Here is a 25,596-nt window from a genome sequence, read left to right on the forward strand (position 1 = left end):
TTCCGGGTCAGGCGTCGTCGATCCGGGCCGACAGCCCCCGGTTCAGTTCGGACACCTCGAGCGTGCGTGGCCCCTCCGAGAACGTCGCCGAGGCGATGACGCCGTAATTGACGAGCACCGCCTGGCTGTCGGCGAACGCGTAGCGGTGGACCTCGCCGTCCCGGATCAGTTCCTGGAAGCGGGTGACGACCCTCTCGAGGTCCTCCTCGAATTTCAGTGTCAGCGGAATCTGGGGCAGCGACACGTAGACCGTCATGGTTCTCCTCCACCTCGTTCCGTCCGGCGGCGGGGACATTGCGCCGGGCGCCGGTGCGAAATTGCTCCGGTTGCCACGCATGCGAACCACGGCGGCCACCGATCCTAGATCGCGGAGCCTGCACCGCAGGGTCCCGATGGAGAGGCGGGTGCCATGGAGATCGACGGCGTGGAGGTCTTCGAGCAGTCGGAGGACTACGGCTATTCGTGGCACTGGGACGACCCGCGCGGATTCCAGTCGGAGATTCTCTGGCAGCGCGAGGTGGGATATCTCGTCCTCGGCACCCGGCAATTGCCGGGTGGATGGACCCACAACCGCCTCGACCCCAACGCGTGGGGCAGTGCCCGCACCGTCTACGACGCCCGCCAGGTCGTCGAGACCTACGTGACGCAGGCGGCCGCGAAGCCGGGCTGACACCGGGGCGGCCGTGCAGGGCCTGGGGAAAGATCGGGTACCCGGGTCCTCACCGCCGCACGTCCCCGGGAGGCCCGATGTCGCACGGTGTTGCTCAGCAGCTGATCGCGTCCCACCTGGTCGAGGGCGAGATGACCCCCGGCGAGGAGATCGCCCTGCGGATCGACCAGACGCTCACGCAGGACGCCACCGGCACGCTCGTCATGCAGGAGCTGGAGTCGCTCGGCCTCGACCGGGTGCGCACCGAGGTGTCGGTGCAGTACGTCGACCACAACCTGCTGCAGGCCGACGAGAAGAACGCCGAGGACCACGCCTACCTGCGCTCGGCGAGCCGGCGGTTCGGGCTCTGGTACTCCCAGCCGGGCAACGGTGTCTCGCACCCCACCCACATGCAGCGCTTCGGTGCGCCGGGCAAGACGATGATCGGGTCGGACTCCCACACGCCGGCGTGCGGTTCCCTGGGCATGCTCGCGATCGGGGTGGGCGGCCTCGAGGTCGCGCTCGCGATCACCGGGAAGCCGCTCTCGATCCGGATGCCGGAGATCTGGGGGATCGAGCTGACCGGCGAGCTCCCGCCCTGGTGCTCGGCCAAGGACGTCATCCTCGAGATGCTGCGCCGCCACGGCACGAAGGGCGGGACCAACCGCATCCTCGAGTACCACGGGCCCGGGCTCGCGGGGCTCAGCGCGATGGACCGCCACGTCATCACCAACATGGGTGCCGAGCTCGGCGCGACGACGAGCGTCTTCCCCGCCGACGACGCGGTGCGTCGCTTCCTCGCTGGCGAGGGCCGTGAGGACGACTTCACCGAGCTGCTCGCCGAGGAGGGGACCGCCTACGACGTCACCGAGCACATCGAGCTCTCGGAGCTCGAGCCCCTGATCGCGCAGCCGTCGTCGCCCGGCGACGTCGTGCCGGTCCGCGAGGTCGTCGGCACGCCGGTGGGGCAGGTGGTCATCGGCTCCTCGGCGAACCCGGGGCTGCGCGACTTCGCGATCGCCGCGCGGATCGTCGACGGCCGTCAGACGCACACCGGCGTCAGCTTCGACGTCAACCCGACCTCGCGCCCGATCCTCGTGGACCTCACGCGCTGGGGCGGTACGACCTCGCTCGTCGCCGCCGGCGCGCGCATCCACCAGTCCGGCTGCATGGGCTGCATCGGCATGGGGCAGGCGCCGGCCCCGGGCACGAACTCGCTGCGGACGTTCCCCCGCAACTTCCCCGGCCGCTCCGGCGGCGGCGTCGACGACCGGGTCTGGCTGTGCTCGCCCGAGACGGCGGCCGCCAGTGCGCTGCGCGGGGAGATCACCGACCCGCGGGCGCTCGCCGACGAGCTCGGCCTCGCGTGGGACGGGCTGGACCTGCCCGAACCGACGGTCATCCCGGGGATGCTCGAGGAGCCGCCGCCCGCGGAGGAGGCGCGGGAGGTGGAGCTGGTCAAGGGCCCGAACATCTCCGGGCTGCCGGAGTTCGACCCGTTCCCGGACTCCCTCGAGGTGCCGGTGCTGCTCGCGGTCGGCGACGACATCTCCACCGACGACATCTCGCCGGCCGGGGCGGAGGCGCTGCCCTACCGGTCGAACATCCCCGCGCTTGCGCGCTTCGCCTTCATCCGCATCGACCCGGACTACCCGGCGAACGCGGAGGAGATCAAGGACAGCACCGGTCACGCCATCGTCGGCGGCGCGAACTACGGCCAGGGCTCGTCGCGCGAGCACGCGGCGATCTGCCCGCGCTACCTCGGGCTACGTGTCGTGGTGGCCGAGTCCTTCGCCCGCATCCACTGGCAGAACCTGGCCAACTTCGGGATCCTCGCCCTCGAGTTCGCCTCCGACGGCGATCGCGAGGGCATCGAGCAGGGCGCCACGCTGTCGTTCGAGAACCTCCACGAGCAGCTGCAGCAGGGACACGAGGTCACCGGCCACGTCGACGGCAAGGAGATGACGTTCCGTCACCAGCTCTCCGAGCGCCAGGTCCGGATGGTCCTCGACGGCGGGCTCATCCGTCAGCTGGCGGAGCAGGACGGCTGAGCGTCGGCTCGAGGTCCAGGCCCTCGTCGGGCAGGCCGGACACCACCTGCCGCTCCCGGACGAGCGAGTACCCGTTACTCCGGTAGGGCGGGCGCAGGTCGAAGACGTAGACGTCGTCGACGGTCTCCCCGACGTCGCGGACGCGGGTGATGAGCGCGGTCGCGCCGCCGACCTCGCGGTCAGCGTGACCCAGAAGCCCGCCACGGGTGGGGTCGAACGTCCAGTCCTGGAGCGCCTGCTCGGGGGTCGAGCCGAAGCCGATCGCCCCGACGGCCGGTTCGGTGATCCCGGCCTGCTGGCGGGGCTGGCGCAGGCACGGGAAGAGCGTGCGGATCGCCCACGACACGCCCACGGGGGCGGTGGCGGGGAAGAACTGCGGCAGCGGCACCCACGAGCGGGCGACCGGCGCCGAGAACGCCAGCCATCCCCCCGTGGTGGTGCTCGAGTCCTGGGCGACTAGCCGGACGGCGTCCGCCCCGGGCGGGGCGGCGGCCCCGTCGAGCAGCGGCACGTCGCGCCATGCGAGCGACTCGGGCTCCCCGTCCCCGACCGGTGCCCCGGCGACGGGGGTGACGCCGTCGGGCACGAGCCGCCCGTACTCCACTCGCAGGGAGACGTCGCCGGTCGTGCGGCCGGACACGGAGACGGCGAGGCCCGTGCCCGCCGGATCCGGCGGGAGTCGCGACCACGGAGTGGTGAACGTCCCCGTGCGTGCGTCGGCGTTGGCGCCGGGCTCGGGCACCAGGAAGCTTCCCCAGACCGGGACACCGGCGGGGATGTCCGGCGGTGGCGGGCTGGCGGAGAAGAACGCGCCGGGCAGGAAGGGTTCGGTGCGCAGCTCGGGTAGCGGGGCATCGGCGGCGTCGAGGGGGAGCGGCGCGGGCTCGGGCGGTCCGGCGGGCGACAGCCCGCGGGGACTCGCGGGGTCCAGGACGTCGATCTGCCCGGCCAGCCCGCAGCGGGTAGCGGCGGGGTCGGCGAGGGCGTCGACCTGCGGGGACCAGCTGGTCGCGGTCCGGTCGGCGGCGCGGACGAAGTCGCCGACCGTCCACACCGTCGTCGCCGTGAGGAGCACCAGGACGAGCACGGGCACCGAGAACCCGAGGGCCAGGCGCTGGAGTTCGGGGGCCCGCCGCCGGGCGACGAGCAGCGCGGCCACGGACGCCACGGCCAGACCGAGCGCCCACCACAGCGGCTGGTCGAAATCGATCCCCCGGACCGAGGGGTAGTCACCGAACGCCGGCCGCCCGAGACCCCAGTCGTAGGGCCACATCGCCCGACCGTGACCGGCGAGGGCGGCGACGAGGACGGTCGCCAGGGCGGCCGCCACCAGCGCGGGCTGGGACACCCGCCGTCCGCGGTCCAGGGCCGCGAGCAGTCGTGGGCCGGCCGCCAGGACGAGTGCGATCAGGATCGCGCCGAGGCCCGCGAAGGCGCCGAGGTGGTGGGTCGGCTTACTGGGGGTGGGCAGCAGCAGGACAAACGCCAGCAGCGTGCTCCACCCGGCGAGCAGGAGGCGTGCGGGAACGACGAGGTCGCGGGCGCGGGCGGCGACGACGAGCACGAGGAACCAGACCAGCGCCAGCAGGCAGACCAGCACGGCGGTCCGCCGGGCGTAGGAGCCGTGGTGCGAGGTGGTGTCGAGGAGTGCGGTGTAGCGCAGGACCTCCTGATACCAGGTCTGCGCACGCTGGACGGGGGCGAAGATGTCCCGGGCCCGGGCGAAGTCGCGGTACGCGCCGTCGGCGAAGCCGAGCAGGCTCCCCACGGCGAGCGGGGCCAGGACGACGGTCCAGCACCCCGCAACCGCCCACCAGCCGCGCACGCGTTCGCGCACGAGACGCCAGGTCGCGGGCGCCGCGGCGACGAGCGGGGCGAGCGCGATGAACCCGGTGGGTGCGGCCATCAGCCCGGCCGAGGAGAGCCCGACCCCGAGACCGAGCAGCGGCAGACGACGGCGCTCCAGTCCCTCGGCGACGGCGACGAGTGCGGCGACCGTGAAGAAGCCGACGACCGGTTCCGGTCGCACGCCCATGTCGTAGGCCGTGAACCACGCGAGGAACGCCGCGGCGAGGGCCGCACGCGCGCCCGTGTCCGCCAGACGACCGGAGCCACCGATCGGGGTCCGCGCCACGAACGCCCGCGCGAGGAACCACGTGCCGAGACCCAGCACCAGGGCCGGGCCACCCAGAACCACGCGCGCGGTGCCGAAGGTGGTCTGCCACCAGGACAGGACGTAGTAGGGCCAGGAGAAGGGCGTGAAGCCCTGGTCGTAGAGCTGGTAGTAGTTCGTGACGTACCCGGAGAACGGCACGTTGGCCGCCATCGCGCTGTAGTACCCGTCGTCGTCGGTGATGGGCGCGAGGAACAGCCACGCGACCAGGACCGCCGGCACCACGGCGTCCACGACACGAGGGCGCAGCGTTCGCAGCCGCGTCCCCGCCCGCACGAACCGGCGGCGCGCCCACTGTAGGAGCCGCTGTTGTCCGCGGGTGCCCCACTCGGGGGCGGCGCGTCCGACCGGGATCGCCAGGGCCCCGACGGCAAGCGCGATGACGATGACGGCGATGAGCACCGACTTGACGGGTGTCGGGGTGTGGTCGAAGGAGTTGTCGAGGCTCATGCGCACCGACAGGTCGTCGGACGTCGGGGCCGGCAGCGACGGCACCGATGACCGCAGGGCGTCGACCTCGGGCAGGGGCGTGATCGGGGCGACCTCGGGCCGGGAGTCGGGGAGGATCTCGGAGCGGTCGCCGTCGGTCGGGAGGTCAGGGGTGGGCAGGGTGGTCGGCGTCGTGGTCACTACCGCGCCGTCGAGCACCACCCGCATCCCTGCGGGGTCGCCGGTGACGAGGAAGCGGCAGTCGCCCGTCGGCAGGGGACCGGCGAACAGCTGGGCTCCGCCGCTGCGGACGGTCACCGTCTCGCCGCGGGCCACCACGGTCAGCGCCTCGGCCGCCGCATCGTCCGACGCCGGCCCCATCGTCGAGAGGACCACGCCGTCCGGGGTGGCCGCAGCGGCACGCGCGCTCCGGCAGCTGAAGCGGACATCGATGTCGGCGGGCTCGTAGGCCGTGAGCATGAGCATCGTCGGCGCGGGGTCGCTCACGTCGACCGGCCAGGTCACCTCCGGGGTGCTCATGGCGACGGGCGCGAACGGCAGGAGCACGGCGCCCACGAGGGCCACGAGTCCGGAGACCACCGTGACAGCCCACGCGAGCGAGCCGGCCCGGCCGGGAGCGTGCAGGTCCGGGGACGGGTCGGTCGCCGGAGCCGACACCTCCGGCGGCGCGTCCGTGCTCACCCTGCCGCTGCTCCTCTGCCTCGTGTCGGGACGTTCACCTCGCCGACGCCACCCGTGAGGGCGGGGCGTCGGGACGACCGACCCTCGTCACCGACTGACGGCGCGACGCAGCCGCCGGACCGCAGCCCTCGCCAGCTCCTTCGGCGGGCGGGGCTCGGGTTCCGGGCGCGGTGCCCTCGCCTCGTCGAGCTCCCGGCGCGTCCGGGCGAGTTCCCGGTCGAGATCCTCGATCCGACGCGTCCGCTCGACCAGGGCCTCGGCCATGGCGTCGGCGTCGTCCGCGTGGCGCCCCGCCTCGTACTGCATCTCCAGCACCCGCGTGTAGAGCGCGAGGCGGTTGTTCTCCAGGGTGGCCAGCATCGTCGACGAGGCGAAGGGCTCGACGCCGCGCAGGATCTCCTGCGCGCCGGGCGCCCCCTCGCGGACCACGACGCCGAGGCCGAACACGGCGGGGACGATGCGCAGGGTCCACGTGCCCGCCGCGTCCTCGAGCGCGTCTTCGACGGCGGTGAGGACGCCGTTGCGCTCGCCGCCGGCAGTCAGGGCGGCCGTGAAGGCCCCGAGCCCGACGAATCCCGCCGGGGTGAGGTCGTCGTGCCAGACGGTCGCGCCCTCCTCCGAGGACGGGTGACGCTCCCCCTCCGGGACGGTGGAGGGCGCGTAGTACTGGTCGCGCCGCCCGCAGGGCCACAGCACGTCGTGGAGCACGATCAGCGCGTCGGGCGCGTGGCGGAGCACCCAGTCCACCTCCCGCCGCACGACCGCGTAGTTGTGATCGCCGTCGATGACGTAGAGGTCGGCGACGGGAAGGTCGTCGAGGGCGGCGGGCGAGTGGCGCGACACGAGGTGAAGGCGCTCGTCGCCTTCGTAGCGCTCCTGTAGATCGACGGTCGGCGAGGGGTCGACGGCGAAGACGTCGGTCGCGCCGAGGTCGGCGTACATAGCCGTGACCGCGCCCGACTCGACACCGACCTCGACCACCGTGGTGATCCGCCGGGCGGCGAACAGCGTGACGAACACGTCGCGGAAGAACGTGAGGGAGTGCAGGAGCAGGGGTCCGGTGCGCGCGGCGCGGGCCTGAGCGTGGGGGTCGTCCCGGGAGCCGAGAGCGGCCGGCACCGGTCGCGATGCGGTCATCCGCGATCCACCACCCGCCGGAGGGCGAGGCGGGTCGCCCCCGACGCGACGCCGCGCACGCCGCCGCGGCGGAACTCGGCCAGCAGGCGTCCCGACATCCGCGCCGTCGTGGGCGCCCCGCGCGTCACCGGGGACAGACCGGAGGGGGACTGGGGGAGCATGGCGAACGCCACGGTCACGCGGGCGTGGACCACGGGCGCGCCGGCGCGGGCCGCCAGCGGGAGGACGACGGCCGACGTCGCCGACCGGAGCTCCACGAGGTTGCCGCCGAGCCAGGCGGCGTCCGCGAGGTGGAGGCCGGCGAGGTCCGCGGGGGTCTCCCAGCGGTGCTCCTGCTCGACCCCGTCGACGGTGCGCAGGGAGACGATCACGCGGTCGACGCGGACGACCGCGGGGCGCCCGGTGAGCTCGACGGACACGTCGAGCACGTGCGGGGTGGACCGGGGCGCGTCGTCCGCGGCACGGGGCTCCAGCGCGAGCCGCGCAAAGCTCAGCCCGTGGTGGTTGATCCGGACCTGGTGCTCCGACCCGGGGGACCAGCGGTCGTCCACTGTGTGGACCATCAGCCGGGCCCGCGACGGCTCGGCGGCCTCGAACGCGTCCGCGTCGATCGCCCCGGCGGCCAGGGCCCGGGCCGCGGCGGCGAGGCCGGCGTCGCCCGGCGCGAGCAGCTGCGGCCAGAAGGCGTCGCGCATGCCCAGATCGGCGAGGTCGTTCGGGGACAGGTAAGGCAGGACCCCCTCGAGGTCGTCGGGCACGAGGCGGGCCGCGTGGTCCGACCCGAGGTTGTCCTCGTGCGACCACAGCGCGAACAGCGACGCCTCCTGCTCTGTCGGCGCGCAGATCGCGGCACGCAGGACCTCACCGAGGTGGTCCCGTGCCGACGGGATGAGCAGGGAGGGCCAGTCCCGGTCCGTCGCCCGGTAGGCGTGCCACCGACGTTGGAAGTCGACGATGCCGGTCTGGACCGCCCGCCGTTCGGCGTGCTGGTCCTCGGTCCCGACGGTGGGCCCGAGGATCGGCGTGCCGTCCTCCGAGAAGTCGAGCAGCGAGCCGCACAGCGCGTTCACCGACATCTCCAGCGCCTCGGGACTGCGCGCCAGGCTCTCGACGAGGGGCGCGGGACGGCCGGCGGCCCCGAGGTAGCCCTCGACGCGCAGGCCGCGCGCGAGGAGCCGGAGCGAGCGGAAGTCGGTGGCCACGTACATGCCGCTCGGGACCACGTCGACGCCCGCCTTGTCGAGGGCGGCGGCGAGCTGGAGCTGGATGGTCGCCCCCCACCCGAGATCGACCAGCACCATCTCGGGCTCGTCGAGCGCGCCGGCATCCCGCAGGGCCCGCACGAGCCGGCGCCGCTTCCCGGTGGCGGTGACCGCGAGCCGGTGGCGCAGGTGGGGCGCCTCGACGAGGGCCGCGGCGACCCGGTCCACCATCTCCTGGTCGTCCAGCACCCGGTCGAGGTGCGGCGCGAGGGACGGGACGTCGCCCGGCCGCAGCGCGAGGGTGGACAGCAGCGAGCGGACCGTGGCGCCGTAGCTGCGGCGGATCATGTCCGCGACGGAGTCCGCGTCGAGCTCGTCGACGGTGGCGAGCCACACGACGTGGCGCGAGAGCCAGAGGGGCCGGGCCTCGACCTCGAGGCCGTGGGCGCGCGCCGCGTCGTTCACCAGCGCCGCCAGCAGCTCGCCCTCCCGCATCGGGCACCACGCGGTCCGGACACGCCGGGCGGCGCACGAGCGCGCGACCCACTCCGCGAAGCCGGTGAGCACCGGTCCGAGGACGCCGGCCCCGAAGCGGCGGGCGACGTCGGTACGGCGTCCGTCCCGCCCGGCGAGCCCGACCGCGCGGGCCCGCATCGTGGTCAGCCCGGCGTCGCCGTGCTCGGGATCGACGAGGGTGCCCGCCGTCGATAGGGCGGTCGGGGTGGTCCGCTCCCGCTCGAGGACGCGCGCGAACTCCTCGTCGACGCGCTCGTAGTGCACGGTGCGGATCCCGTGCCGGGCGGGGACCTCGTCGTCGGCCACCGGGTTGTCCCCGATGTGCACGATCTCGTCGGGAGCGACCCCCAGGGCGGTGAGCACGGCCGGCCAGAGGCCGTCACCCTTCGCCGTGCCGTACTCCTGCGAGCGGAAGATGCGGGTCCCTGGCGGCAGCTCGAGCTGGGGGCGGTCGAGCAGGTACCGCAGCTGCTCGTCGTCGAAGTAGGTGTCCGACACCAGCACCAGCGGCAGCCCGGCGTGGCGCGCGGCGTCCACGAGCCGGCGGGTGTCGAGGTCGACGACGGTGAACTCCCGCTCGACCTGCATCTCCACACCCATGAGGATGTCCACCGGCACGTCGCTGAAGGGCTCCGGCGGCATGGCCAGCCAGATCTCACGCAGCGAGACCTCGGGCCCCAGGGGGCCGCGCGCGTCGCGGGCCAGACCCTCGACCCGGGCGCGCAGGCCGACGAAGGCGCTGTCGGTCACCCACTCCGCGAGGAGCCCTTCGCTCCGTAGCCGGTGGGCGACCACCGCGAACAGCTCCACGGGCCGGGGCACCCGCCGCCACAGCAGCGTGTCGAACACGTCGAGCGACAGCACCCGCAGCGAGCCGTCGGTGACGAGCCGCAGGAGTCGCGTGACCAGCCGAGAGGTGACGCTCTCTGCCGGCCCGTCGACGGCGGCGGGGTCCGCGTGTCCGGGGGCATCGGCCCGACCGGGAGGGTGCACCGACAACGATCCCGTCCTCTCCACCGACCTCGGGGTCGACCCGAACAGCATGGCATCGACCTCTCCTCGGCCTCCCGACGCCCGCCGACGGCGCGTCCTGCGCGTCGGCGACCGACTCGTCCGTTATGTTGGCCGGCCACTCGCCCCGGTCTGACCGGACACCGTCGGATGCGACGTGGCGGGCTCCATCACCCAGCCACGGACGACACCCACGGAGGCCCGCGCATGGCGGATGCGGTCGGCGAGTTCCTCGAGCCCGACCCGGCGCTCGAACACGTGACCAGCCTCCACGACCATCTCGAGATCGAGATCAAGAGCGGGCACCGCGCGGACCTGCGATCGGCCGACGAGCGCGGCGGGATCCTCACCCGGGTCGCCGACGCCATCGACCGGTCCGGGGTGGGTTACGAAGACCAGTGCTCGGCGCGCCACTACGCCGACGTCGTCCGCTGCATCGAGCAGCTCCAGGCGGGGCCGGTGGCGGGGGCCGCCGGTGGAAGCTCCTGGCCGGCGCGCTGGTCCCGATGGCGGACGTCGCGCCGGGCCGCTGCCACACCGGCACCGGCACCTGCACCGGCGACCAGGATCGTCGACGTCGGCGTCTTCATGGGCGGGACCTCGGCCGTCTTCGCCGGGTGCGCCGAGGAGCTCGGGCTCTCGCTCGACCTCGTCGACACCAGCCCGACCTACCTGCGGTTCACCCACGAGCGCCTCCGCCGCGCGTTCCCGAAGGTCGCGAAGCGGGTGCGCATGTTCCACGGCGACCTCCCCACCTACGTGCGGGAGGTCCTCATGGTCGAGACCGCCGAGCGGGCGGTCGTGCACCACGACGGGGCCCACGAGTTCGACCAGGTGGTGCGGGATCTTGCATCGCTGTGGTTCGTGCGCGACCGGGTGCCGGCCCTGGCCGTGCAGGACACGCACCTGCGCTGCAGCGACCTGCGCTTCATGTGCTTCGTCGACGCGGCCGTCTTCGCGGTGTTCGGGCCCGACCCGACGTACCGGGAGCTGGGCGTCGTGCACGAGGAGGTGGCGCCGTTGACGTCGCCCGACCGGTACTTCGGCAACTACTGTCTGCCGGGTGTCGCCGAGGGGATGTTCCTCGAGCTGGCGCAGAACCGCTTCCGCTTCCCCCATCCCACGATGCCGCTCGAGGCACTCCTGCGCCGGTGACGACAACCCGCACCGACGGTGTGGCGGCCGACGGCGTCCCCTCGTCGAGGCCGTATCGTGGCGCCATCGCTGCAGCACCGAGTGAGGAGTCGCTCGCCGTGGGCGACCGGGCACCCGGGAAGGTCGGGGCCAGACGACTGGTCGGCGCGGCGAGCCTCGGCGTGCTCGTCTCCGGCATCGTCGTCAACATCTATCTGGCCGTGGTCGCGCGGGCGCTGCCGCCGGCGGAGTACGCCACCTTCGGGTCCTTCTGGGCCCTCGCCCTCGTGCTCGGGTTCGGCGCCTTCCTGCCCCTGGAGCAGGAGCTCGCGCGGCGGCTCCCCCTGCCCGGTGACCGGCGCGCGCTCCTGCGGGCCGCGACTGGCGCGACCGGGGTCCTCACCGTCCTCGCCCTGCTCGTGCTGGGCGGGGCGCTCCCGATCCTCTACCGCGCCCTCGACGACGACTTTTCGGTGCTGCTGGCCCTCGCCGCCCTGTGCGTCGTGTCGGCCGGGCAGTTCCTCGTCCGCGGCACCCTGATCGGCACCGACCGGCTCGTCCGGCACGCCGCGGTGATGGTGCTCGACGCGGTGGTCCGCCTCGGGCTGGCCGTGGTCCTCTTCGTCGCCGCGGGAGCCGACGCCGCCGCGTTCTGCTGGGCCCTGGTCGCCGCCATCGCCCTGGCCCACGTGCCCCAGCTGCCGGGCGCCTGGCGGCGCGCCGTGGCCTGGGGACGGCCCGCCGCGGACCCGAGCGCCCCGCGGGCGACCACCCGCGACGTCACCCGGGCCGCGCTGCCGTTGCTGGTCGGCTCGGTGTGCGCCCAGCTGCTCCTCAACGGGCTGCCGGTCCTCGTCGTGGCCCAGGCCGCCGACGGCCCGCAGATGGCCGCCGCGGGCGTGTTCGTCGCGGCCTTCACCTTGGCCAAGGCCCCCCTGTCCATGGTGGTGCCCCTGCAGTCGGCGGTCGTCCCGACGCTGACCCGGCTCATCGCGGGCGGGCGCCGGCGCGAGGTGCTCGTCCTGCTCGTCAAGGGGGCGGCGGGGCTGCTCGCCACGGCCGCCGTCGGCGTGCCCCTCGCGTGGTGGGCGGGGCCGACGATCATCTCGCTGGTCTTCGGCGACGACTACGTCATCGCCGGTATCGACCTCGCGCTCATCATCTGCGGGGTGCTTGCCCACATCGGGCTCGTCGTCGTCACCCAGGTCCACGTCGCCCGGGGCCGGCACGTCGACGTCGCCCTGAGCTGGCTCGCGGGGCTGCTCGCGGCCGGGGTGACGTTCTGGTCGGTGCCCGGGGTCATCCTCTCCGGCGAGGTCGCCTTCCTCGTCGGATCGGTGGTCGGCGCCGCTACGAGCTGCTCGATCCTGGCGGTCTCGCGCCGCCGTTCCCCATGGGAAGGAAGGCCGTGAGCCTGGAGTACGACGAGCAGTACTACCGCTCCAACGGGCAGGCCGACGACCGTCCGGCGCTGCGGTACTACACGCGTCTGGTGCGTCGCTACACCGCCGGCGGTCCCTACCTCGACTTCGGGTGCGGCACCGGCCACCTCGTGCGACGGCTCTCGGCGCTGGGCCCGGCGGCGGGCTTCGAGGTCTCGGAGTACTCGGCACGCACGGCGCGGCGCAACGCGCCGGGCTGCGTCGTCTCGACCGACCCCGCCGAGCTCGAGGACGCCGCGTTCGGGGCGCTGACGGCCATCCACGTCCTCGAGCACCTCGACGACGCCATGGCGTCGGAGACCCTGGCGACGTGGCGACGCGTCCTGCGTCCGGGCGGCCGCGCCCTGGTCGTCATGCCGGACCCGGCGGGCCGGGGTCGGCGGCTGGCGGGCGAGCGGTGGATGGGTTTCGCCGACCCGACGCACATCAACCTCAAGACACACGCGCAGTGGCGCCGGTTCGTCACCGACCACGGCCTGGAGGTCGAGCGCGAGGGCACCGACGGGCTCTGGGACGTCCCGTACTCGCGCCTGCCGAAGCTCGTCGACGCGGCACGCTACGCGGTGCCCGCGTTCCTGCAGTTCCTGTCCGGCCGGCTCGTCCTGCCGCCCGGTCGTGGCGAGTCCTCGATCTTCGTCCTGCGCCGGCCCTGACGAGCTCGCTAGCCGCCGTCGACCGGGACCGACATCGTGGTGTTCGGCGCGGGTGACCACCCCGCGACACGCGTGGTCCCCCGCTCGAGACGGAAGGCGCCCGTGTCCGGGACGTACGGTCGCAGCCGGTAGACCGTGCCCGCCTCGGCCTCCGGGGCGTCGCGCAGGCGCGTGACCATGCCGGTCATGACGGAGTCCCGCGCGCTCTGGGCGAACAGGCCGCCGCGGCCGATCTGCCAGATGCCGTCGAGGGTGTAGGCGAGCTGCTGGTCGCCCCAGACGACCGCAAGGGTCGAGGGCTCGTTGATGCCGTCGGCCTGCACCGGCTTGCGCTGGCAGGGGAAGAGGAAGGCGTACTGCCAGCTGACCGCCGAGGCCTCGCCCGGCCGCGCGACGTCCTGCAGGGAGGTCCAGGGCGCGACCCCGGGGGCCGTGAAGGCGAGCCACCCGCCCGCCGCCGTCGACGTGTCCTCGGCGACGAGGCGCATCGCGGTGGCGCCCTCCGGCGGCCCGTTGCCGACCTCGAGGAGGAGCCCTCGCCAGGTCGGCGAGTCGACGGCGGACCCGTCCGGGTCGAGGCCGAGCACCCGGTTCGCCACGGGCACGAGCCGGCCGCCCTCGGGACGGGCGTACTCGACCCGCAGCACGTTGCCCCCGCCGGTGCGTCCCGAGACCGACGTGGTCATCGCGGCGCCAGGTCGGTCGGGGATGGCGTACCACGGGGTGGCGAAGGTGCCGATCGATCCGTCGTTGCCGCCCGCGGCGCCCGATCCCGGGGCGGGAGGCGTGAAGCTGCCCCAGGTGACCGCGCCGGAGGGCGGCGGGCTGGCCGGGAACCACCCGCCGGGAACGAAGCCGGAGCCGCCCGGCGGCGGGAACCCGGGGAGCGGGGCCATCGGCCGGGCGCTCGCGGGGTCGAGGACCTGCATCTGGGACGCGGCCACGCAGTCGCGGCCCAGCGGGTCACGGAGCGCGTCCGCCCACGGGGACCAGGTGTCGGCGGTCCGGGCGGTCGCCAGGACGAAGCTCCCGACGAGGTAGGTGGACGTGACGAGGAGGACCGACGCGGCGGCGACGGCGACCGCGACCACGCCGACCATCGGCCGCCACGTGCGCGCCCACCGGCGGGTTAGCAGGACCAGGGCGGCGGCCGCGACGATCCCGGCGAGGACCCACCACGCCGGCTGGTCGAGGGAGACGGAGGCGACCGTGGGGATCTCGCCGGGATCGGGCAGACCGAGCAGCCACGAGTACGGCCAGGAGTTGCGACCGTGCCCGGCGAGGGCCCCGACGACGGCGACCGCCAGGCCGGCAGCGGCGACGACCGACGTGCGGATGGGCGGGCGGGGCGAGCGGTCGGCGCTCACGAGGTCGTGCAGCAGGACGGGCGTCCCGACGAGCACGAGGGCGAGGACGGCGCCGCCGACCCCGGCGAGGGTGCCGAAGTGGTGGGTCCACTTGCTCGGCGTGAGCCAGAGCAGGGCGAGACCGAGCAGCAGTGTGGTGCCGGCGAGCCCGGTACGGGCCGGCAGCCGTCGGCCCCGGCCCCGCAGGAAGGCGGCGAGGAGTCCGAGGACGACCAGCGCGAGGAGCCCCAGGAGGACCGGGGCTCGCTTGGCGTAGGCGCCCATCGGCTCGTTCGAGAGCAGGAAGGTCCAGCGGACGATCTCGGTGTACCAGGTCTCCTGGGACTGCATGCCGAGGAAGATCTGCTGGGCCCGCAGGAAGTCGCGCAGGGACCCGTCGGCGAACGCCAGCACGCCGACGAGCGCTCCCGGTCCGGCGAGCCCGACCAGGTGGGCCAGCGCGCGTGACCGGGTCGCGCGGGCCCGCAGGCGGCGCCAGACCGCCGGGAGGCAGGCCAGGAGCGGAGCGAGGGCGACGAACCCCGTCGGCGCGGCGGTTGCGCCGAAGGCGGCGATCCCGACGGCCAGCGCGAGCAGGCTCCACCGGTCGCGCTCCAGCCCGACCGCCAGCGCGAGGAGGCTGCCCACCATGCTGGTCGCCACCACCGCCTCGGCGCGGACACCCACGTCGTAGGGCAGCCACCAGGCGAGGAACCCGACGGCCAGCGCGGCGTGCAGGGCGACCGCCCGGCCACGACCCGTGCCGGCGGGGAGAGCCCGGGCGACGTAGGCGCGCAGCAGCACCCAGGTGACCAGGCCCAGCACGAGAGACGGCACCCGCAGCAGCACGGGCGACACGCCGACCTCGGTCTGCCAGCCCGCGAGGACGTAGTAGATCCACGTGAAGGGTGTGAAGCCCTGGTTGTAGAGCTGGTAGTAGTTCGCGACGTAGCCGGTGAACGGCACGTTGGCCGCCATCGCGGCGTAGTAGCCGTCGTCGTCGGTCATCGGGGCGAGAACGGTCCAGAGCGCCAGCAGCGCGGGCACCACCGCGTCCACCGCCCGCGGGCGGGGAATGCGCGGTCGGCCCAGCTCCTGCCACCAGCCCAGCTCCCGCCACCGGCCCAGCTCCCGCCACCGGCGCCAGCCGCGCGCCCCTGCGCCCGCGGGCGGCGCGTGCACCGCCCGGTCCCGGCGATGGAGGGCGGCCACGCCCACCGCGACCGCGACCAGCAGCAGCACCGTCACCGCGATCTTGACTGGGGTGGAGGAGGTCGCGAACTGGTCGTCGAGGGTCAGCCGGACGGCGAGACCGGCCCCGCCCGGCGCCGGTGGCACCGAGGTCACCAGCGCGTCGACGTCGGGGAGGGCGTCGAGGCCCGCCGCCGCGACGACCTGCCCGTCCAGCGTCACGGTCGTCGACCGGAGGTCGCCGACGATCCCGATCGTGCACGGGCCGGCGGGGAGGGGTCGGTCCACGAGGGGCACGCCGCGGGAGACGACCGACAGCCGGCCGTCCCGGACCGCGGCGAGCAGGCCGGCCCCCGCCGCCGGGGAGACCGGGGGCAGCGTCGCGAGCAGAAGGCCGTCGCCGGGTTCCCCGAGCGCCCGGCCCGTGTCCGCCGACGCGGCCGCGCGGGCCGCGCGGCAGTCGGCGCGGACGTCGAGGGTGAGCGGACGTTGCGTCGTGAGCTGCAGGGCCGTCGACCGCGGGACCCCGGGGTCGAGCGGCCAGGCGACTCCCGGTGTCGAGACGTCGACCGGCAGCAGCGGCAGCAGCACCGCGCAGACCAGGGCGAGGAGTCCCGCCAGCGTGGGGAGGGTCGGCCAGGACGGCCGATGCCCCTCGGTCGAGCCACCCCGCGGTGCCCCGACACGGTCGAGGTCGTCCTCGTCGGTCGGGGACGAGGATCGCGAGGTCGCGGTCACCGAGCGCGCTCCGGGGTCCGGCGGTGGATGACGCACCGTAGCAACGCCACCGCGCCGTCGGCCGATGTGGCCCCGCCGCGGCCGTGCACGCGATCCCCGGGTGGGGGTTGCCCACGCCGAGCGCGACGCCGCCCGACGGCACGTCGGACGTGTCGTCCCCTCTACAGTGGCCGCTCTACAGTGGCCGCGCGGGACCGTCCCGCATCCCCGACCCGACGCGGCGGGGCCGACGCGGAGGACGCGGAACAGGCGTTGGACGAGCACCCGGACCACGACCTCTGCCTCGTCCTGACCTACTACAGCCCGTACGTCTCCGGACTGACCAACGTCGCCCGCGACCTGGCTGAGGGGCTCGCCGCTCGCGGGTGGCGGGTGTGCGTCGTCGCCTCCAAGCACGACCCCGCGCTGCCCACCCACGAGGTGGTCAACGGGGTGCAGGTGGTCCGTGCGCCCGTCCTCGCGAAGGTGGGCAAGGGCACGATCGGTCTCAACCTCACCCGCCTCGCGCTGCGGGAGATGGCGCGCTCGAGGGTGGCGAACCTGCACCTCCCGCTGGTGGAGGCCGGGCTGCTCGCGCGCCTGTCCCCAGTGCCGGTGGTGTCGACCTACCACTGCGACGTGTCGCTGCCCACGGGCGACGGCCCGCTGACCCGTCGCCTGGTCAACGCCGCGCAGCACCGGGCGATCGACCTGTCCAGCCGCGTGGCGCTGCGCCGGTCGGCCTCAGTGGTCGTCTCCAGCGAGGACTACGCGCGGCACAGCCGACTGTGGCCGGCGATCCGTGGCGGCATGGTGGCGGTCCCCCCGCCCTGCCCGCCCCGCCGCGCGGGCCGGCCGTCGTTCCGGCGCACCGGCGGGTTCCACGTCGGCTTCCTCGGACGCATCGTGGAGGAGAAAGGCGTCGAGCACCTGGTCGACGCGTTCCTCGCCCTCGACGACCCGGACGCCCGCCTGCTCGTCGGGGGCGACTACGTCGACGTCGCCGGGGGCAGCGTCGTGGAGCGGGTGCGTCGCCACATCGGCGACGACCCGCGCGTCGAGATGCTCGGTTTCGTGCCCGAGGAGGACCTTGACGACTTCTACGCCTCGCTCGACGTGTTCGCCCTGCCCTCGGTGAATGCCTTCGAGGCCTTCGGGATCGTGCAGGTGGTCGCGATGATGGCGGGCGTCCCGGCCGTGGTCAGCGACTTGCCAGGGGTGCGGACCGTCGTCCACAACACCGGCTTCGGCGCGGTCGTGTCGCCGCGCGACGTGCCGGGGCTGACGTCGGCGCTGGCGCGCCTGCGCGACGACCCGCCCGATGTCGCGGAGGGCGCCGCGTCCGCGGCGTCGCTCTACAGCGTCGACGCTGTGCTCGACGCCTACGAGGCGGTTCTCGCCAAGACCGGCCAGTGAGCCCGGCACACGGAGGAGGAAACGTGGGCATCGACGAGGTCTCCCGGACCTGGACGCGGTTGGGTCGGGAGGATCCCATGTGGGCGGTGCTGACCGAGCGCGACAAGGCAGGGGGCGGCTGGACGCCCGAGGCCTTCCTGGCGACCGGCAGGTCCGAGATCGAGGCGCTGCTCGCCCGCCTCGGGCAGCTCGGCCTCGACCTGGAGCGCGGCCGTGCGGTGGACTTCGGCTGTGGCGCCGGGCGCCTGACGCACGGACTGTGCCGAGCGGGCTTCGCCGACGTCGTTGGCCTCGACATCTCGCCGACGATGCTGGAGAAGGCCCGGGAGATCGTCGACGACCCCGCCGCCCGGTTCCAGCTGGCCGAGGGCCCCGAGCTCGACGGCGTCGCCGCGGGGAGCGCCGACCTCGTCTACACGAACCGCGTGCTCCAGCACATGCCCGCCGATCTCGCGCACCGCTATGTCCGGCGGTTCTTCGCCCTCGCGAAGCCGAGCGCCCTTGTCGTCTTCCAGCTGCCCACCGCCCCGGCGGCAAACCTCGCCGGCACCGTCCTGCGCCTGCTGCCCGCCGCGCTGGCGCGACGTCTGCGCCGCGGCATGGAGATGCACGGCACCCCGGAAGAGGAGGTGCGCGCCCTCGTCGCGGCGAGCGGGGGCGAGGTGCTCGCCGCCGATCCCGACACGAGCGCAGGCCCCCGGTGGGCGAGCCGGCTCTACGTCGCCCGCGCGGCGGCCGGCTGAGGACGGCGGGAGGACGGGCCCATGACGGCGACCGCGGGAGCGGACCAGCGGACGGGCCGCGCGGCTCCCTCGGCGGACTCCGCGGCGGCCCGGGGATGGACCGGCGCCGACACCGCGTTGGCCGTGGCGTTGTTCCTCGGGGCCGCGATCTGGTTCCACTGGCTCGCGGCGGGCGCCTCGACCCAAGGCGTCCTGACCGGCGAGGAGGCGTCGATCACGCATCGGGACACCCTCGCCCTGCGGCTGGGGTGGCAGCCCTCGGTCTGGAGCACGAACGTCGGGGCGCAGCTCTACTACTGGGCGGCCGGTCACCTGAGCAGCGACTACGGCCTCTTCTACGCACGGCCGTGGAAGGCGCTCGGCACCGCGCTGCTGGCGCCGCTCGTGTTCGGCACCGCGCGGAGGCGCCTCGCGTGCCGCCGGGGCCCCGCCGCCCTGGCGGCCGTGCTCACGGTCGCGTTGCCCGGTGTCTCCATGCTCGCCTGGGTGGCTATCGAGACGCCGCTCGACGTCGTCGTCGGTCTCGCGGCGCTGCTGGTCGTGACCTCCTCCCGGCGGGGCTGGTGGGCCGGCCCGACGATCGCCGGCCTCGCGGTCTCCACCTACACCGCCGGCCTGGCGGGCGCCGCCGCCGTGGTCCTCGTCGCCCTCTCCCGCATCCGCGGGTGGCGGGACGCGGTGGCCGTCGCGGCGGGCGTGGCGGGGGGCCTCGCCATCGTCCTCGCGCCGCTGGCGTGGTGGAGCAACGGCGGGATCGTCGTGACCGGTGGGGGCCGCGCGGGCGCCGACCCGGCGCAGGCGGGGGCGCACCTTGCGGAGATGCTCGGCTACGCCGTCCGATCCGGGGCGTCCTACTACTACTTCTCCGACCTCCCCGCGCTCGGCGGGCCCGTGATCGCCGTGGTCCTCCTCGCCGGCGCGGCCGTGGCCACGTGGTCCCGCCCGGCGCTGGTGTGGCCCTGGGCCGCTGCCCTCGGCGCCTCGCTGGTGCTCTACGCGGTCTCCAGCGGTGTCCCCGGCACCCGGCGCCTCGTCCTCGCCGTGGTGGTGCTAGCCCTGCTGGCCGGCGTCGGGCTGGACGTCGTGCTCGCCGGGCGCCTCCCCGCCCTCGTCGCGGCCGTCGTCACCGTGGTGGCCGCCGTCGCCGTGGTCGCTCCGCTGGTCGGACCGACGACGACCTGGCGGGCCCAGGTGGCCTCCGGCGAGCGACCACTGCCGATCGACTGGCCGTTCCCGCTCGACCCCGGCGGGGACCAGACGTCGACCCTGGCCCGCCTCGCCGAGGACCTGCGCGCCGGACGCCTGACCGTCGACCAGGTCGGCGACGGCTGGGGTGGCACGCGCACCCTCGCGATGCTCTACATGCTCGACGAGCGCAACGGGCGGACGCCGCCGCTCACGCCCGCTGACGTCCTCGCCTACTACCGCGTCTCGGAGGACTGCCCGCCGCTTGACGGCACCGCCTGCTCCCGGTGACCGTTGCGGGGACCCCCGGCGCTCCGCCGGCCGACCTCCGGGACCATGGACCCCGTGAGCGCAGTCGAGGAGCTGGCCGTCGACCGGACGCCCCCGGTCGACGGAGATCGGCGCGGCGCCCGGCTCGCCCGGCGGTGGCTGGTCTTCGGATGGCCGGCCGCCTGGGGCGCAGCTCTCGGCGCCGCCCTGTTCCTGGTGGCGCGCGACGCGATGCCCGACGACGGCCTGATCAGCCTCTCCTTCGCGCGCAACCTGGCCGAGCACGGGCAGTGGGCGATCACGACGGGCATCGAGACGAACACGGCGACCTCGCCGCTGAACGTCTGGATGCTCGCGGCGCTGCACATCGCCACCGGGTACCGGGCCGTCGTCGCGGCCGCCGTGCTCCTGTGCGTGAGCCTCGCGCTCGTCGGCCTGGGGCTGCGGCGGCTCGGGGGCGCGCCGGCGGCCGTGCTCGGCCCGGCGCTCCTCGCGACCTCCCCGGTGTTCACCTCCTCCCTCGGGCTGGAGACCTACCTCGCCGCCGCGGTCCTGGTGTGGCTGCTGGTCCAGGCGGCCGAGGGCCGCTGGAGCACCGCCGGGGTGCTGGTCGGCGCGTCGTACCTGGCCCGGCCCGACCTGGTGATCCCCGCGGTCGTCGTCGTGCTCGTCCTCGCCGTGACGTCCCGCCGTCGCCTGCTCCTCGCCCTGCCCCTCGGCGCGGCCGTCGTGGCCCCCTGGGTCCTGTTCTCGTGGGTCCACTTCGGATCCGCCTGGTCCAACAGCGTGGCGGTCAAGTGGGCCAACGGGTCGTGGGGAGGCGAGACGCTCACCGTCCCGGGCTACTGGTGGGGGACGTTCCCGGGGCCCGCGCTGACGATTGCGGCGACGCTCGTGGCCGGCGGCGTCGCCGTGGCCGTCGCCGCGTGGCGACGGCAGTGGGACGCCGCGGCGATCGGGCTCGGCGGCGCCGCGCATCTCGGCGCGCTGGCCTGCACCGAGACCCCACCCATCGAGTACTACCTCGGCCCCTCGATCGCCGGACTCGCGACGGCGCTCCTCCTGGTGACGGCCCGTGGTCCACGGTGGGCGCTCGCGGTCCCGACGGGCATCCTCGCCGGTTGCGTCGTCCTGTCCGTCGCGCACGGCCCGCTGTGGGCGGAGGGCCTCGCCCCGATGCGGCAGAACATCGCCACGGTCGCGGAGTACCGGGCGATCATCGCGGAGCTCCCGACGGACGGCGTCGTGATGGGAGGCGAGATCGGCTCCTACGCCTTCTACTGCCAGGACCGCGTGCCGGAGTGTCACGTCGTCGACCCCGTGCTCTCCGACCCGGGCCGTGTGGACGGGCTGGTGTCCCGGTGGCGCCGGTTCCATCCCGGGTGGGAGGTGAACTACCGGTACTACCGCGTCCCGCCCCCAGTGCCGGTGCGCTACCGCGTGGATCTCGGCGATCCCGACCACCAGCCCGGAGACTGGCCGATCACCCGCGCCCCCGGCGTGCACCAGTGGGGGCGACTCTCGCCCGAGCCCGACCCGATGGTGCCGAGGTGACCGCGCTCAGGAGCCGAACAGGCGGCGCCAGTTCGCGGCGGAGGTGAGCTCCGGGGCGGCCTCGCGCCACCGCTGCGCGGCCCCGCTGCCCTCGCGTACGAGACGCCACAGCACCCGTGCACCCTCAGCGCTGAGGGCACGGAGCTGGTCGGGGTCGCGCCGGCGTACCCGCACCCCACCCTGACCGGCGTCGGTCACCGCGACCCGGTCGAACAGGGCGACGTGCCACCAGTCCGCCTCACCGGCCCCGACGAGCCCCTCGTGGCGCGGGGTTCGGCCGAGGGCCTGCTGCGCGACGCGCTTGGCCATGACGAGCGCGGTGCGTGACGGCGCGGGACCGGGACGTGCGATCGGCATCTCGGTGGGACCCATCCCGGGCGCCTCGGTGATCCGGTGCGGCACGGTCTCCCCGTACTCGGCGCGCAGACGTCGGACGGCGGCAGTCGCGGACACCCCGCCGTCGTCGAGCACCGCGGGTCCCGCGAGGAAGTCCGCCACGGCGCGCACCAGCGTCGCAGCGAGTCCGTAGTTCATCGCGACCAGGTAGCGGGACAGGAGGGTTCCAACCGTCCTCGCGATGCGGCGCACGGGGAAGGGGGAGTGCAATGCGGCCGTGATCATGGCGTTGCGCAAGTTGAAGTACCGGTGCCAGTCGTCCCAGTCCTTCCAGGGGAAGTCGGCGTGCCACACCCCGGCACTCGGGAGCGTCACGGTCGGCACGCCGTGGGCGCGGGCGCGGAGGCAGTACTCGACGTCGTCCCACTGGAAGAAGAACGGCAGCGGGTACCCGGCGGCGCAGACGAGCTCGGCGGGGATCAGGCAGGTCCACCAGCCGGTGTACCCCGCGTCGACCCGACGGTCCTGGACGTTCTTGGTGCCGTCGGGGAAGTAGGTGGTCACGTCCGACTCGCCCACCGCTCCGGGACTGACGCGACCGTTGGCCAGCTCGTCGAGCACCGCGTATTCGGCGCCCGCCAGCACCTGAGTCGGGTGGAGGAGGTTGAGCATCTGCGCGCCAACGATCGTCGGGTCGGCGGTGTGCCGGGCGAAGGCGGCCAGCCGGACCACGACCTCGGGCTCGCACCGGATGTCGTCGTCCATGAACAGGACGTCGGTGTCGGGCCGGCCGCGCTCCACGACCTCGAACAGCCCCCGGGTGAAGCCGCCGGACCCCCCGAGGTTGGGCTGGGTGATGTACCGGAAGCCGGCGCCCATGCGCGAGGCGACCTCCTCGAACGCGGGCCGGGTCTCGACCCGGTCCGTGCCCTGGTCGACGACGATCACCCCGTCGAGCATGTCCAGGACGGTCTGCTCCGCGCCGAGGGTCTGCAGGGTGGCGAGGCAGTCGTCGGCCCGGTTGTGGGTGCAGATGACCACCGAGGTCGCGCGGGAGCGCTGCGGCGTGCGGACGGTCCACCGGGCGTCGCGGAGGACCAGCTCGTCGTCCTCCGTGACGATCTCGATCCAGAGGCCGCCGCCGTCCAGGAACCGGTCGAGGGTCGCGGCGAGGACAACGTGATCGTCCGCACGGGCGTCGTGGACGGCCACCGTGCGGGGCACGCCGTTGGTGTCGGAGGCCCGCAGCAGCACACGACCGGAACCGGTGGTCCGTCCCTCGAAGCGAACGTCCTTCGCCGTGGTCCACCGCTGCCAGTAGCTGGCCGGGAAACGCCCGAAGTAGGTGTTGGTGCCGACGTGGCTGTTCGTGCCCACGCGGATGCGGTCCCGGCGCCGTTCTGCCCGTCCACGGTGCACCTCGGCGTAGAGCTCCTCCGGCGTATCGACGGTCGGACCGAGGTAGAGCCCGCGGCCGACCACGGACCACTCGCCTCGGGCCGTGGACAGGTCCGTGGGCGGTGCCGTGGACGAGGTCTGCACGTCGGTCATGGGAACACGCTCCGGTCGGACGGGCTGTGGGTCGAGCCGCCGCGCCGTAGCCAGCTCCGGCGGGAAGCGGAAGGCCCGGTCACGACAGCAGCTCCTCGAGCGCCGGACTGACCACCGGGGCGAGGGACGCCGCGAAGGTGGCCGTGAGGTGCCGCTCGTCGAGGTAGACCGAGACACGTCCGACCTCAGGTCGGCAGACGGCCGGCTCGCAGACCAGGTCGGCCAGGTCGAGCACGCTCACCGAGCTCGGTGTGTCCAGGAGCACCGGCGGATCGGAGGGATAGAACGCGGTCCGCGGGACGTCGCAGGCGGGGCTGTCCCGACCGTTCCGGTCCGAGCACGTCGCGGGCGCCTCGTCGAAGCGGGGGGTGCCTCGCACCGCGAGCATCGGGATCCCGGCGTCGGAGAGCCGGTCCCAGGCCTCGACCATCTCAGGCGTCGAGCGCTCCGTCAGGCCGGCGTGCACGTCGAGGGTGGCCTGGGCGACGACAGCGTCGGGCGTCGTGGTGGCGAGGTAGTCGATCGCCAGCTGGTTCCAGCGGACGCAGCCCTCGTCATGCGGGGCGAGCTCGGAGACCGTGGAGAACGGGCAACTGGACTTCAGGAGCGCCTCGAGGCGCCAGCCCCGCTCCCGGGCCACGGGGATGACCGCGCCGAGGAACTGCGACATGTTCGAGTCGCCGACCACCGCGACCGTCGGTGCGTCGGGACGGGGCTGGGGAACGACGGAGCACAGCGACAGATCGGGGTGGGTGGGGACCTCGGAGCACCCGTCCCCCATGTCCTGGTAGTACACCCAGTCCTCCGCGGCCCGCACCGCCGGCGGGAGCGGCTCGGCGTCCGGCAAGCCCCGCTCGACGTAGCCCGCCATGTGCACGGCCGCCCCGGGATGGTCGGGGTCACCGACGGCTCCCACCGTTCGGCCCTGCGTCGTGGCCAAGCCCTGCCAGCAGAGCGCGGCGACCAGGACCGGGGCCAGGAAGAGGGCGGCCACCCGGTACTCCCGCGACCGCCCACCCCTGCCTCCGGAGAATCGCTGCACCGGCTCCTCCACCCACCGCCCCGTCGCCACGGCCAGAGCGAGGGAGACGGCGATGATGACGACACCGAGCAGGAGGCCCGGCTCCTCGCGACCCGCGAGGTGGAGCGTGACGAGAAGGACCGGCCAGTGCCAGAGGTAGAGAGGGAAGCTGACCCGGCCGAGGTACTGCATCAGAGGTGCGTTCAGGGTCCTGTCGGCGGCGAGTCGACGGCCGGTGGTCCCGGCGACGAGCACGGCCATGGCGCAGGCGACGGGCCAGGCCGCGAGGTACCCCGGGAACCCTCCTTCGACGTCCAGCACGAGCCCGCAGGCCACCAGACCCACGACGCCAACCCAGCCGACCACGACACGCGCCGCCAGCGGCAGGGTGATGCGGTCGATGACGAGGGCCAGGAGCGCGCCGAGCATGAACTCCCACACCCGGGTCAGGGAATGGAAGTAGGCGAGCTGCTGATCCGCGGCGGTCAACCAGACGGAGAAGGCGAATGACAGGGCGGCGGCCAGGGCGACCGCTCCGGCGATCGCCCTGCGGGAGGTCCACCCGCATCGTCGGCCGAGCGCGATCGCGCCGAGGAGCATCAGGGGGAAGAGGACGGCGAACTGCCCCTGGATGCTGAGGGACCAGAAGTGCTGGACGACGCTCGCCGTGTCGTGGGAGGCGTAGTAGTCGACCGAGTCGGCGGCGAGCTTCCAGTTCTCCATGAAGGAGGCCGAGGCGACGACCTCGACAATCGTCTGCGACCACCGCGTCTGGGGCAGGACCAGGAGGCATGCGGCCACGGTCCCCACCAGCACGACGGCCGCCGCGGGCACCAGACGTCGCAGCGTACGGCCCCAATGGGCCAGCAGGTCGATACCGCCGCGCTCCGTTGCACGCAGGAGCTGGCCGAGAGCCAGGAACCCGGTGAGGACGAAGAAGACGTCGACGCCCCCGGAGACGCGCCCGATCCAGACGTGGTAGACGACGACCAGAAGGGCCGCGAGCGCACGGAGCCCCTCGATCTCTGGTCGGAAGCGTGCCCTGGAGCTGCCCGCGCCGGCAGCGGCGCAGCCGTGACGGGTGCCGGTGGGCGAGGCCGCTCCGTTGCCCGGCCACTCGTCGACCTTCGGAGTCATCAGACCGGACTGTGCCCTCCTCCTCATCCT

16 protein-coding genes are annotated in these 25,596 nt (G+C 74.1%); 9 read left to right on the plus strand and 7 right to left on the minus strand.

What is annotated here, in order from left to right; genetic code table 11:
• Nucleotides 1–7 precede the first annotated feature (7 nt).
• Nucleotides 8–256 carry a hypothetical protein gene (locus tag QSK03_RS13720; RefSeq protein WP_285652816.1) on the minus strand — a complete coding sequence of 83 codons (249 nt, stop codon included), beginning with the start codon at nt 254–256 and terminating at the stop codon, nt 8–10.
• A 153-nt stretch (nt 257–409) separates the two neighbouring features.
• Here QSK03_RS13720 and QSK03_RS13725 point away from each other — a divergent pair, with 153 nt between their 5' ends.
• Both QSK03_RS13725 and QSK03_RS13730 read left to right on the plus strand, forming a co-directional pair.
• The gene (locus tag QSK03_RS13725) at nt 410–670 is read left to right on the plus strand and encodes a hypothetical protein (RefSeq protein WP_285652818.1); all 261 of its coding nucleotides are present in this window, start codon (nt 410–412) and stop codon (nt 668–670) included.
• Nucleotides 671–747: 77 nt separating this feature from the next.
• Nucleotides 748–2,700 carry an aconitate hydratase gene (locus QSK03_RS13730; RefSeq protein WP_285652819.1) on the plus strand — a complete coding sequence of 651 codons (1,953 nt, stop codon included), beginning with the start codon at nt 748–750 and terminating at the stop codon, nt 2,698–2,700.
• On the opposite strand, the gene QSK03_RS13735 is transcribed toward QSK03_RS13730, so the two are convergent.
• The 3 genes from QSK03_RS13735 to QSK03_RS13745 all read right to left on the minus strand — a co-directional run bounded on the left by QSK03_RS13735 (nt 2,669) and on the right by QSK03_RS13745 (nt 9,852).
• A complete protein-coding gene (locus tag QSK03_RS13735) occupies nt 2,669–6,004 on the minus strand; it encodes an arabinosyltransferase domain-containing protein (RefSeq protein WP_285652822.1) in 3,336 nt (1,111 codons plus the stop codon). The genes QSK03_RS13730 and QSK03_RS13735 overlap by 32 nt on opposite strands.
• Nucleotides 6,005–6,091: 87 nt before the next feature.
• Nucleotides 6,092–7,141: a class I SAM-dependent methyltransferase gene (locus QSK03_RS13740; protein ID WP_285652824.1), complete on the minus strand. Its 1,050-nt coding sequence runs from the start codon at nt 7,139–7,141 to the stop codon at nt 6,092–6,094.
• Nucleotides 7,138–9,852 carry an HAD family hydrolase gene (locus QSK03_RS13745; protein ID WP_352232001.1) on the minus strand — a complete coding sequence of 905 codons (2,715 nt, stop codon included), beginning with the start codon at nt 9,850–9,852 and terminating at the stop codon, nt 7,138–7,140. The genes QSK03_RS13740 and QSK03_RS13745 overlap by 4 nt, the downstream gene beginning before the upstream one ends.
• 225 nt (nt 9,853–10,077) lie before the next feature.
• Between QSK03_RS13745 and QSK03_RS13750 the strand changes: the two genes are divergently transcribed.
• The 3 genes from QSK03_RS13750 to QSK03_RS13760 all read left to right on the plus strand — a co-directional run bounded on the left by QSK03_RS13750 (nt 10,078) and on the right by QSK03_RS13760 (nt 13,099).
• The gene (locus QSK03_RS13750) at nt 10,078–11,025 is read left to right on the plus strand and encodes a class I SAM-dependent methyltransferase (RefSeq protein WP_285652826.1); all 948 of its coding nucleotides are present in this window, start codon (nt 10,078–10,080) and stop codon (nt 11,023–11,025) included.
• Nucleotides 11,026–11,123: 98 nt separating this feature from the next.
• On the plus strand, nt 11,124–12,416 hold the full coding sequence (locus QSK03_RS13755; protein ID WP_285652828.1) for a lipopolysaccharide biosynthesis protein: 1,293 nt from the start codon (nt 11,124–11,126) through the stop codon (nt 12,414–12,416).
• Nucleotides 12,413–13,099 (plus strand): class I SAM-dependent methyltransferase, encoded by a 687-nt coding sequence (locus QSK03_RS13760; protein WP_285652830.1) that lies wholly within the window; start codon nt 12,413–12,415, stop codon nt 13,097–13,099. The genes QSK03_RS13755 and QSK03_RS13760 overlap by 4 nt, the downstream gene beginning before the upstream one ends.
• An 8-nt stretch (nt 13,100–13,107) precedes the next feature.
• Here QSK03_RS13760 and QSK03_RS13765 read toward each other — a convergent pair whose 3' ends face one another.
• On the minus strand, nt 13,108–16,374 hold the full coding sequence (locus QSK03_RS13765) for an arabinosyltransferase domain-containing protein (RefSeq protein ID WP_285652832.1): 3,267 nt from the start codon (nt 16,372–16,374) through the stop codon (nt 13,108–13,110).
• Between the two features lie 252 nt (nt 16,375–16,626).
• Between QSK03_RS13765 and QSK03_RS13770 the strand changes: the two genes are divergently transcribed.
• Genes QSK03_RS13770 through QSK03_RS13785 form a run of 4 tightly spaced genes read left to right on the plus strand, consistent with a single transcriptional unit; the run spans nt 16,627 to nt 21,521 of the window.
• On the plus strand, nt 16,627–17,769 hold the full coding sequence (locus QSK03_RS13770; RefSeq protein ID WP_285652834.1) for a glycosyltransferase family 4 protein: 1,143 nt from the start codon (nt 16,627–16,629) through the stop codon (nt 17,767–17,769).
• 23 nt (nt 17,770–17,792) lie between these two features.
• Nucleotides 17,793–18,512, plus strand: coding sequence for a class I SAM-dependent methyltransferase (locus QSK03_RS13775; protein ID WP_285652836.1), 720 nt, complete (start codon nt 17,793–17,795; stop codon nt 18,510–18,512).
• Between the two features lie 21 nt (nt 18,513–18,533).
• A complete protein-coding gene (locus QSK03_RS13780; RefSeq protein ID WP_285652840.1) occupies nt 18,534–19,988 on the plus strand; it encodes a hypothetical protein in 1,455 nt (484 codons plus the stop codon).
• 54 nt (nt 19,989–20,042) lie between these two features.
• On the plus strand, nt 20,043–21,521 hold the full coding sequence (locus QSK03_RS13785) for a hypothetical protein (RefSeq protein ID WP_285652843.1): 1,479 nt from the start codon (nt 20,043–20,045) through the stop codon (nt 21,519–21,521).
• A 6-nt stretch (nt 21,522–21,527) separates the two neighbouring features.
• Here the strand turns inward: QSK03_RS13785 and QSK03_RS13790 are convergent, their stop codons facing one another.
• Nucleotides 21,528–23,408 carry a glycosyltransferase gene (locus tag QSK03_RS13790; protein ID WP_285652846.1) on the minus strand — a complete coding sequence of 627 codons (1,881 nt, stop codon included), beginning with the start codon at nt 23,406–23,408 and terminating at the stop codon, nt 21,528–21,530.
• A gap of 79 nt (nt 23,409–23,487) precedes the next feature.
• Nucleotides 23,488–25,566 (minus strand): acyltransferase family protein, encoded by a 2,079-nt coding sequence (locus tag QSK03_RS13795; RefSeq protein ID WP_285652849.1) that lies wholly within the window; start codon nt 25,564–25,566, stop codon nt 23,488–23,490.
• Between the last annotated feature and the right edge of the window lie 30 nt (nt 25,567–25,596).

It is taken from the genome of Actinomycetospora sp. NBRC 106375 (assembly GCF_030269665.1).
Taxonomy (GTDB): domain Bacteria; phylum Actinomycetota; class Actinomycetes; order Mycobacteriales; family Pseudonocardiaceae; genus Actinomycetospora.